Below are 10677 nucleotides of genomic sequence, written 5' to 3' on the forward strand. Positions count from 1 at the left end.
AATTTAATACTGATCGTCATTTTGCACTGATAAATTATTCTCAATCGCTATAGCCAATACTAGCCTCAGGAATAAGTCTGAACTGGGATTTAGGGGATGGATGGAGTGAATGGGAGATTGGTACCGGCAGGATGGTAGTTAGACTGTAAGGGAATTGCCTGGGTATTCTCTGGATATTCTCTGGACACTCTCAGGGTATTCTCTGGAACTGCTCAGGCGTATGAGCATTCCCAGACAACTCTCTGACCACTGTTAGACAACTACCTGAGCATTCCGCTACAGTCTGTCTCGTACAATCCCAAACATCCCGCCATCCCATAAATCCCAGTTCAGACCTCCTGGACATGCCTGGGACCATGTCAGAATGAGGGTGGGAGGCCAATTTCTTCGCAAATCCTTTTAGAATCCTTCGGAACTTCTCTTAGGCTTCTTCGCAAATTTGCGAAGGATTTGCGAAGCGTTTGCGAAGAAGGGTCGGCTGAGTCTTTGCTTAGGGTGGATCCAAACCGGTAAACGGAACCGGGTAACTGGTTATTCCCTGGTCAACTCGTCAACAGGTTAACTGGTCAACTTTTTTTAATTCCTTTGGTACATTTCTTCTCAACAGCTTGTCTTAGCCCATACAGCCAACAATTATGAATGAAGAAAGAGCCTGGTATCTGTTAAGTGTACAACTTTCTGAGGAAGCTTCTACAGAAGAACTGGAGGAGCTACATACCCTGTTGTCGCAGCATCCCGAATGGGGATTGCGCGCCGGCATCATTCGTAATATGTGGAATAACAGGCCCAAAACGATGGCTGTGGCGCCAGGGCATTTTGATAAACACCTGCAACGCCTTAGTAACCACCTGTCACAACGGGCTTTACAGTTCGATACAGAGGAGGCGGAGAATGAAGTGCCTGTAATGGAAGAAGCCATCCGGCGCAACAGGTTGCGTTGGTGGTGGGGAGCCACCGCTGCAGCTGCATGTCTGTTGGTTTGTTTCCTGGTTTTTTGGCCGCCAGTAAAAAACAATAGCAAACCGGTTGCCAGTAACACCATCAGTACGCGGCCCGGTTCCAAATCAAAAGTGGAATTGCCTGATGGCACCCAGGTGTGGTTGAATGCAGACAGTAAATTAACTTATGGGCAGAATTTTTCAGGCAACACGCGCGAAGTGACCCTCACCGGTGAAGCGTATTTCGATGTGGCCCATGCTACTTCGGTAGAGACCGGGCAACGCATTCCTTTCATTATTCATACCCCATCTATCGACATAAAAGTATTGGGTACGGCTTTCAATGTTCGTTCCTATCCCGGTGAAAACACTACAGAAACCGCCCTGATCAGGGGTTCTGTAGAAGTAACCCTGCATGATAATCCCGATAAAAAGATAATTCTGAAACCTGATGAAAAGCTGATCGTCAGGAACGACAACGCTACCGTTATTAGTAACGTAAAGGCAAAGAACGATAGCGTTTCCGCTGCAACCGATAACGCTCCCATGATGATGGTAAGCAAATTACATCCCTGTAAACTGGATACGGGCAGCCATTATGAAACCATGTGGGTGAAAAATAAACTGGCTTTCGAGAACGAACCATTCGACCGCATCCTGCCTGAAATTGAAAGGTGGTACAACGTAACCATACAACTGAAGAACGGATCACTGAACAACCTGCATTTTACCGGGGTGTTTGAAAATAAATCACTGGTGGATGTAATGGAAGCGTTAAGCCTTTCGCGTGGCTTTCATTACGAAATAAAAGGCGCGGAAGTCACTATATGGTAAAGAACGAGTACTCTATATACGCTGGATAACGATTGTGTAACCAAAACGATTTGCAATGAAAACCTAACCTCACTTCGTAAAAACAAAAACGGAGAATGTTGTCGCATTCCCCGTGGATGTTAAAATCAGAAAATCTTCTTGCTTCAGGAAATTCCCATCCTTTAACACTTTCAAAACTAAGTTATGAAAAAAAATGGATGTAGGGTATTCTCATGCCCTGCCCCTGTTATCAAATGCTTGCTGCTGATGAAATTGACGGTTCTGCTTATATGCTTTTTTTCGTTTCAGTCCATTGCGCATGTTGGATTTGCCCAGGAAAAGGTTACCCTTAAACTGGCAAATGCATCATTGAGAACTGCATTTAAAATAATTGAGCGGCAAACTTATTTCAGGTTTGTATATAATGAAGAGATATTACCGGCTGAACAAAAGATCAATATCAACGTACAAAGCGAGCCGGTTAGTAATGTGTTGAAACAACTGTTGAATAAAACGGAACTCACTTTTAAAATTGTCGGCAACGATCTGATCGTAATTTCTACCGAACAAAAAAATACGGCGGAAGAGCGAACCCCACTGGCTTTTGAGGTAACAGGCCGCGTTAGCGATACGCACAACAATCCATTGGCCAATGTTACGGTACAGGAAAAAGGCACCAGCAATGGCACATCCACCAAAGAACATGGAACCTTTTCAATGAATCTCTCCAGTGAAAATGCAGTGCTGGTAATAAGTTCAGTAGGTTTTCTCGATCAGGAAATTCCGGTGAAAGGACGCCATACGATCGAAGTAGTGTTGCAGGAAAATGTGGCCGATCTGAACCAGGTGGTTGTGATAGGGTATGGCACCCAAAAGAAAGCCGATGTAACCGGTTCAGTAGTATCAGTGCCCAAAGCGCGGTTGAGTGAACTGCCGGTTACGAATGTATACCAGGCCATGCAGGGTGCGGTAGCGGGTTTGAATATAACCCAAAACTCCTCAGTGCCGGGTAGCGGCGCCACGGTAACCGTACGCGGCATTAATTCTGTAAATGCCAACAGAACGCCATTCATTGTGGTGGATGGCATTCCGTTCAGTACCACCGGTGGCAATATAAACGACATCAACTCAAATGACATTGCCTCTATTGAAGTGTTGAAAGATGCTTCGGCAGTAGCCATTTATGGCACGCGTGGCGCCAATGGCGTAATTCTTATCACCACCAAAAGAGGTACAACCGGCAAGGCCGTGATCCGCTACAATGGCTATACCGGTTTGGAAAACCTGGGTCATATAATGAAGCCGAACAGTCCGGAGGGGTATGTGCAGAAATATGCCGACTGGTGGCAACAGGTGAACCCTACCCAAACGCAAACCAAGGTACTGCCCAATGCATATGAGGTGGCCAATTACAATGACGGCAAAACGGTTGACTGGATAAAGGAAGAAACCCAACAGGGCATTATCCAGGACCATAACGTAAGCGTAGCGGGTGGAACCAAAGATGTGAAATATTATCTCTCGGGCGAATACCTGGATCAAAAAGGGGTGGTGAAAGGATATCAATACAAACGCCTGAGCGTTCGTTCGAACCTCGATGTAAACCTTACCGACTTCCTTACCGTGGGAACGTCTTTATTCTATGCCAATAACAATTATGATGGGGGCAGGGCCAACTTTTACCTGGGGGCTATAATGAGTCCGTACGGGAGCCTGCGCAAGGCCAATGGCGATTATGAAATTTATCCCATGAACCCTGAATTGTTGTATACAAATCCTTTGCTGGGTTTATATACCAATCGCATTAACCGCGGTAATAACCTGAACGGAACTTTTTACCTGGAATTGAAACCCGCCATTATACCAGGATTGAAATACCGCGCCAATGCTGCCTGGTCGTACCTGCCACGTGATAGCGCCAATTACATTGGCCGCAAAGCCAATGATCTGTTGGGAACCGCCACGGTAAGCAATGCGTATAATAAGAACTGGCTTTTTGAAAATATATTAACCTATACCAAAGACTGGGGCAAACATCACATTGACTTTACCGGTTTGTACAGTGCGCAACAAAACGATTTCTTTGGGAGCAGCACAGTAGGCACCGGTTTTGTGAATGATGACCTGTCGTACAAAAATTTAAGCGCTGCAGCCACGCTGAGTGCAGGCTATGTAGGTTACTTTAACGGAGCGAACGTGTACGGTTCCTACCAGAACCGGAGCACGCTGATCTCGCAAATGGGGCGGTTGAATTATAATTACGACAGCCGTTACCTGTTTACGGTTACAGCCCGCCGGGACGGCTATTCCGCCTTTGGCGCCAATACCGACAAATACGGCTTGTTCCCTTCTTTTGCATTGGGTTGGAACATCAGCAATGAAAAATTCATGACCCCGCTGTCATTTGTAAACAACCTGAAACTGCGGGTGTCTTATGGTAAATCGGGTAACCAGGCGGTTGATCCTAACGGAACGGCTTTTACGGATGCCCCCGTTCGGGTACCTTATAACGGAATCAGCACGATTGGGGTAATTACCAGCAATACCATGGGGAATAGAGACCTGCATTGGGAAACCACCAAGGGATTCAATACGGGGATCGATTTTTCTGTGTTGAACAACCGCATTACCGGTACCATTGAATACTACAGCACCAGAACGGAAGATATTCTGCTGAAACGCAACCTGCCTACGGCAACCGGATATTTAAATGTGTGGGATAACCTGGGGAAATTAGCGAATCATGGTATAGAAATAAGCCTGAGCACCATCAACGTGAAAGCAGGAGATTTTAAATGGGAAACCATGTTGAATTTCGCCCGCAACCGCAATAAGATCCTTGACCTGTATGGCGATAAAAAAGACGATCTGGGGAACCGCTGGTTTATTGGTCAGCCCCTTTTTGTGATCTATGATTATGTGATGCAGGGTGTTTGGCAGCAAGGCGAAGATGCTTCTTCGCAGGACCCCGGCGTTAAACCCGGCGATCTGAAGTTTGCCGATAAGGATGGCAGTAAAACCATTACGGCCGATGACAAACGCATCCTGGGTTCCACTTTACCTAAATGGATCGGTGGCATCACCAATACTTTCCATTACAGGAACTGGCACCTGAACATTTTTATTCAAACCTCCCGGGGCGCTATCAAGAACAACGTAAACCTCACCTGGGCCGATGAAGCAGGTCGCATGAACACCGCTAAAGAGATCGGCTACTGGACGGCAGAGAACAAAAGCAATACCCGGCCTTCATTGGCTTATACCAACAGCCGGGGATATGGATATGCTTCAGACAACAGTTATACCCGCATAAAAGACGCTACGCTGAGTTACACAACTCCTCAACGGTTATTAACCAAGACCGGACTGGGCAGTCTTACATTTTATCTAAGTGGTCGTAACCTGTATACATTCACCAATTGGGTTGGCTGGGACCCTGAAAATGATTTCACCTTCAGGGGCAATGGCGGCTGGGATAATAATTACCCGCTGGTAAGGTCATTCATATTTGGGGTGAATGTAGGACTCCGTTAATTGATCAACTTAAACTTTACTACAAATGAAAAAGCATATCATTATTATAGTTTGTGTGTATGGGGTATTGCAGGGATTGTCATCATGCAATAAAAAATTCCTCGACGAAAAATTGTATTCCAGCTATGCACCTGAAACCCTTACGGATTCACTGGGGTTTGATGCTGCTGCCATCGGGATGTATTATCAATTGGGATTGTTCTTTTCAAAAAGCGATCAGCAGGGCTGGCCCAGCGTTTGGAATGCCGGTACTGATATTGCCTGGGTGCCGCCCACGCAAAAACAGGGCATTGAAGTGCCGTATTACGATTATACCCAGTTGATCTCAACAGATGGCGCTGCCAGCTTTACCTGGCAATGGGCGTATCAATTGATCAATAATGCCAATAATATTATCGCCAATGCCGAAAACCCTGCGCTCACCAAGGTATCGCAGGCTGGTAAAGATGGTTTTAATGCCGAAGCCCGTTTCTTCAGGGCATACGCGTACAACATGCTGGCTACCCTGTATGGGAAAGTGCCCATTGTTACCGAACCGCTTACCAAAGCAAAAACTGATTTTGTACGGGCGCCACTCGATGACGTGAACAATTTAATAGTGGCCGACCTGACTTATTCCATTGACAAACTGCCCACCATTGACAATGAAAAATCAAATGCGAGGAATAAATTGTTTGGGCGGGCTAACAAGGCCATGGGCCAGCAATTACTGGCCGAAGTGTATTTGCGCATAGGTAAGAACGATCTGGCCGAAGCACAATGTAAGGCGATCATCCAGAGTGGAAAATTCAGTCTTACTACTGCACGCTATGGTATAAGGGCCAGTCAACCCGGTGATCCTTTCTCTGATATGTTTATTTATGGCAATCAACGCTACGCTCAGGGCAATAAAGAGGCCATCTGGGTATTTGAACTGGAGAATACCAGTTCAGTGGTGGGTGGTTATAGTGGTTCGCCGCAGCAACGCCGTAACTGGGGGGCTGCTTATTACCAGATCACCGATATGACCATTTGCGATTCACTGGGTGGCAGAGGTATTGGCAGAATGCGGTTGACCGATTGGGTGGTATATGGATTGTACGGAGCAGGCGACATGCGTAATTCGGAATATAATATTCGTCACAAGTTTTATTACAATACGGCAGGAAAGCCAAGTTATGGACAACTGATCCCTTACGTGGGTGCTGATACGGTATTTAAAATAGCGCCGCATACAACCAAATGGTATCAATATGATCCGAATGATGCATTTGGGTTTGCCATGGTAAAGGATTTTATTTTAATGCGTTTGGGCGAAACCTATTTGCTGATGGCGGAAGCGCAGTTCAAACAAAACAAACTCACTGATGCAGCCGCCTCACTGAACGTGATCAGGGCCCGGGCAAATGCTACGCCGGTAGCTGCGAGTGACGTAACCATGGATTATATTCTGGATGAAAGGGCCCGAGAGTTGCTGGCCGAAGAAAACCGCCGCATGACCCTGATGCGTACCAAAACCTTAGTTGACAGAACTACTAAATACAATACGCAAAAAATTAACCCGGTATTGGGCATAACCAGCAAACACCTGTTGTTGCCCATTCCGCAGTCGGAGCGGGATTTGAACAAGGATGCTGTTCTTGAACAAAATGATGGGTATTAAGGCTTGTTTAGAGAGCAGAAGTAGGAAGTAAGATGTAAGAAGCAGGAAGTTGAAAAGTTGATAAGTTAACAAGTTGATATGGGCTTGCGCCTGGAAACCGGTAACAGGTAATGGATTTTACCTTGTCAACGCGTCAACTTGTTAACTTTTCAACCTTAAAACATGTGCTTAAAATGACAGGATGCTTATTATAATACCAAAACAGCCTACTATTTATAACCTTTAAATTGCTATATAATTTCCTATTTTCGACCGCAAATTGAAACTATACATGAGAGTGCACGCGATTGTTCCTTTTATTTTAGTAAGCGTTATTACGATTGGCAATGCTTGTCAGGCCCAAAAGAGATCAGTTTCCAGAAACCCGCTTTTGCAAACCATTCAGACAGACTTTGAAGATGGGGCAAAGCAATACAAAGTATTAAAGGCAGCAACGCCGCCCGACAGCTTTCCCAAAACCTATTTCCCGCAAACAGGTAAAGCCCAACACAGCAACTCCGGTTGGTGGTGCAGCGGTTTTTATCCTGGAACCTTGTTAAACCTGTATGAGCAAACACACGACACGGCATTGTACAACGAAGCCGTTCGCAAACTGAGCATTTTACAAAAAGAACAATTTAATAAAGGCACCCATGACCTGGGTTTTATGATGTACTGCAGTTTTGGTAACGCCAATCGCATAAAACCATCAGCGGAGTACAGGGAAATATTACTCAACAGCGCCAAATCGCTCAGCACCCGGTTTAACCCAACCGTAGGCTGTATAAAATCATGGGATTCTAAAGATCCATCCGACTTCCTGGTGATCATCGATAATATGATGAACCTGGAATTGCTGTTTGAAGAAACAAAGGCTACCGGTGATTCTTCTTTCTTCAAGATTGCCGTTGCCCATGCCAATACCACGATGAAAAATCATTTCCGCCCCGATTACAGTTCCTACCACGTGTTGAATTATGATATGAACACCGGGGCTGTAAAAGAAAAGAAAACTGCACAGGGCTATGCCAATGAATCGGCCTGGGCGCGCGGGCAGGCATGGGGTTTATATGGTTATACGGTTTGCTATCGCGAAACAAAAGATGTGCGTTACCTGCAACAGGCGCAACATATAGCGGCCTTCATTTTAAAGAATCCAAACCTGCCGGCCGATAAAATTCCTTATTGGGATTTTAATGCACCCGATATTCCCAATGCCCTGCGCGATGCATCAGCCGCAGCTGTTATGGCCTCGGCGCTTATTGAGTTGAGCCAGCATACAAAAAGCAAGGATGCCAAAGAATACAGGGATGTAGCAGCCACCATAATTAAAAATTTATCTGCTACTGCATATAAAGCTGCTGCCGGCGCCAATGGTGGTTTTATTCTGCAACACGGGGTAGGGCATAAGCCGGCTGGTACAGAGATAGATGTTCCTTTGACGTATGGAGATTATTACTTTATAGAAGCTTGTAAGCGTTATAAGGAATTAGTTAAATAGTTGATCAGTTGACAAGTTAACAAGTTGACAAGGTTGCCGATTGCCGATTCACGAAATAAACATATGAGATCAAAATATCTAATAGTTGCAATAGCAACTTGCATAAGTACGATTGCTTTTGGCCAAACTGCCTTAATCACTGATATAGGGGCAAGAAAAATAAGTAGCCTCAATGGTAAATGGCAATATATAATCGATCCTTATGGAACGGGTTTTTATGATTACCGGTTCCAGGAGCGTAAGGAAAACGACCGCGAAGCTTATTGGACAACCGATGTGCCGGTTGATAAAACCGATCGCAAGGAACATCAATTCAACGATAAATACACTTTACAGGTTCCAGGCGACTGGAACTCGCAGGCTGAAAAATTCCTGTACTACGAAGGCATAGTGTGGTATAAAAGATCCTTTGATTTCACAAAGAGCAATCCTGCCAATAAAGTATACCTGTATTTCGGCGCCGTGAACTATGAAGCGGATGTATACCTCAATGGCAAAAAACTGGGAAAACATAAAGGTGGATTTACCCCTTTCAATTTCGAAGTGCCCGATTCTGTACTGAAAAGCGCGGGCAATTACCTGGTGGTAAAAGTAGATAACACAAGACATAAAGATGAAGTGCCTACCGTGAATACCGACTGGTGGAACTATGGCGGCATTACCCGGGATGTACAACTGGTAGAAGTGCCAGCTGCCTTTATCCAGGATTATAGCCTGCACATAAAGAAAGGCGCCGGGCTGAAGGCGTTAAAGAATATTCCGGTAGAAGGCTGGGTGCAGCTCAATGAATGGCAAAGCGCCAAAGAAGTGGTGGTGGAAATACCGGAGCTGAAAATTAAAAAAGCATTTCCGGTAACAGGTGATAAAGTAGCCATACAATTCAATTTACCTGCTGTACAGCTCTGGTCGCCGCAAACGCCAAAACTGTATAATGTCGTCATTAATACCAGTACCGACCGGATAGATGATAAAATAGGTTTCCGCACAATTGAAGTGGTGGGTAAGCAGGTGTTGTTGAATGGAAAGCCGTTGTTTATGCGCGGTATTTGTATTCATGAAGAAATTTCGCAGCAAATGCGCCGGGCCTACAGTAAGCAGGATGCATTGCAATTGCTGGGTGAGGCCAAAGAACTGGGTTGTAATATGGTTCGCTGGCGCATTACCCGCATAATGAGAATATGACGCGTACTGCCGATTCGCTGGGCATACTGGTGTGGTCTGAAATTCCGGTTTACTGGACGGTAGATTTCTCCAGCCCCGAAGTATTTGAAAAAGCACACACCCAACTCACTGAAATGATCACCCGGGATCATAACCGGGCCAGTATCATTATTTGGTCGGTAGGCAATGAAACACCGGTGAACCCGGTACGTACCAACTTTATGCATAACCTCATCAGCGCTGCCCGCTCGCTCGATTCTACCCGGTTGGTATCAGCTGCATTGGAAGTGAATTATCAACCTGGGGTAAACAGGATCGATGATCCGTTAGGTGAGTATGTTGATCTGGTGGCTTTTAATGAATACCTGGGTTGGTACGCAGGGTTGCCTGATAAATGCCGTTCTGCTAATTGGGAAGTTGTTTATAACAAACCTTTCTTCATTAGTGAAACCGGCGCTGAAACGCTGGGAGGCTTTCATGGCGATTCATTAACACGTTGGAGTGAAGAGTACCAGGAATGGTATTATCGCGAACAGGTGGCCATGTTTAAACGGATGCCTGATAACTTTGCCGGTTTGTCGCCCTGGATCCTGTGCGATTTCCGTTCGCCCCGCCGTAATAATCAAACCTTCCAGGAAGGCTGGAATAACAAAGGCCTTATTGATCAAAAAGGCCGTAAGAAGAAAGCGTTTAATGTACTAAAGGAATATTATGAAGAAAGGGCTGCTGCAGCCAATAAATAAGTTATTCAAAAAATAAATATCTCATAGTCGCCCCCGGCTAAATAGCTGTCTTCTTCAAATTGGCATGCTTCTTTCATATACTGTATGCAGATTCCCGGAATTGATCTCTTTGCTTATTGTCAATTGCTCATTGCCAATTGTTATTGATCGTATCTTTTATCCCAGCTATATCCGTACACCTTGTCCCGCCCGTATTTAAGCAGCTATTATAACCTAACATTTGTGTTGTTCATACAGATAATGATGAATACGTTAATGCATTGACCATTCACCATTGTCGCCGCCCGGGCGATGTTCAGTCGGGCAGGCATAGCAAGCCACTACCTTCATGGCCAGTGATCAAGATCGGAAGGCGTCGTGTAGGGA

At 45.4% G+C, this 10677-nt stretch carries 6 protein-coding genes; all 6 read left to right on the top strand.

All coding sequences use genetic code 11. The annotated features are described in order from the left end of the window. The first annotated feature begins 635 nt into the window (after nucleotides 1-635). The 6 genes from ACJ751_RS06610 (at nucleotide 636) to ACJ751_RS06635 (ending at nucleotide 10311) form a co-directional block, all read left to right on the top strand. Nucleotides 636-1772, top strand: a complete 1137-nt coding sequence (locus ACJ751_RS06610; protein ID WP_407744586.1) for a FecR family protein — start codon at nucleotides 636-638, stop codon at nucleotides 1770-1772. A 246-nt stretch (nucleotides 1773-2018) separates the two neighbouring features. Then, nucleotides 2019-5285 (top strand): TonB-dependent receptor, encoded by a 3267-nt coding sequence (locus ACJ751_RS06615; RefSeq protein WP_407744587.1) that lies wholly within the window; start codon nucleotides 2019-2021, stop codon nucleotides 5283-5285. A gap of 25 nt (nucleotides 5286-5310) precedes the next feature. Beyond that, nucleotides 5311-6927, top strand: a complete 1617-nt coding sequence (locus tag ACJ751_RS06620; RefSeq protein ID WP_407744588.1) for a RagB/SusD family nutrient uptake outer membrane protein — start codon at nucleotides 5311-5313, stop codon at nucleotides 6925-6927. 271 nt (nucleotides 6928-7198) lie between these two features. After that, nucleotides 7199-8407 (top strand): glucuronyl hydrolase, encoded by a 1209-nt coding sequence (locus ACJ751_RS06625; protein ID WP_407744589.1) that lies wholly within the window; start codon nucleotides 7199-7201, stop codon nucleotides 8405-8407. Nucleotides 8408-8470: 63 nt separating this feature from the next. After that, nucleotides 8471-9589 carry a sugar-binding domain-containing protein gene (locus tag ACJ751_RS06630; protein WP_407744590.1) on the top strand — a complete coding sequence of 373 codons (1119 nt, stop codon included), beginning with the start codon at nucleotides 8471-8473 and terminating at the stop codon, nucleotides 9587-9589. Continuing rightward, the gene (locus tag ACJ751_RS06635; protein ID WP_407744591.1) at nucleotides 9586-10311 is read left to right on the top strand and encodes a glycoside hydrolase family 2 TIM barrel-domain containing protein; all 726 of its coding nucleotides are present in this window, start codon (nucleotides 9586-9588) and stop codon (nucleotides 10309-10311) included. Before ACJ751_RS06630 ends, ACJ751_RS06635 begins: the two co-directional genes overlap by 4 nt. The last annotated feature ends 366 nt before the right edge of the window (nucleotides 10312-10677 follow it).

Origin of the sequence: Niastella sp. (assembly GCF_045805085.1) — a bacterium.
GTDB lineage: Bacteria > Bacteroidota > Bacteroidia > Chitinophagales > Chitinophagaceae > Niastella.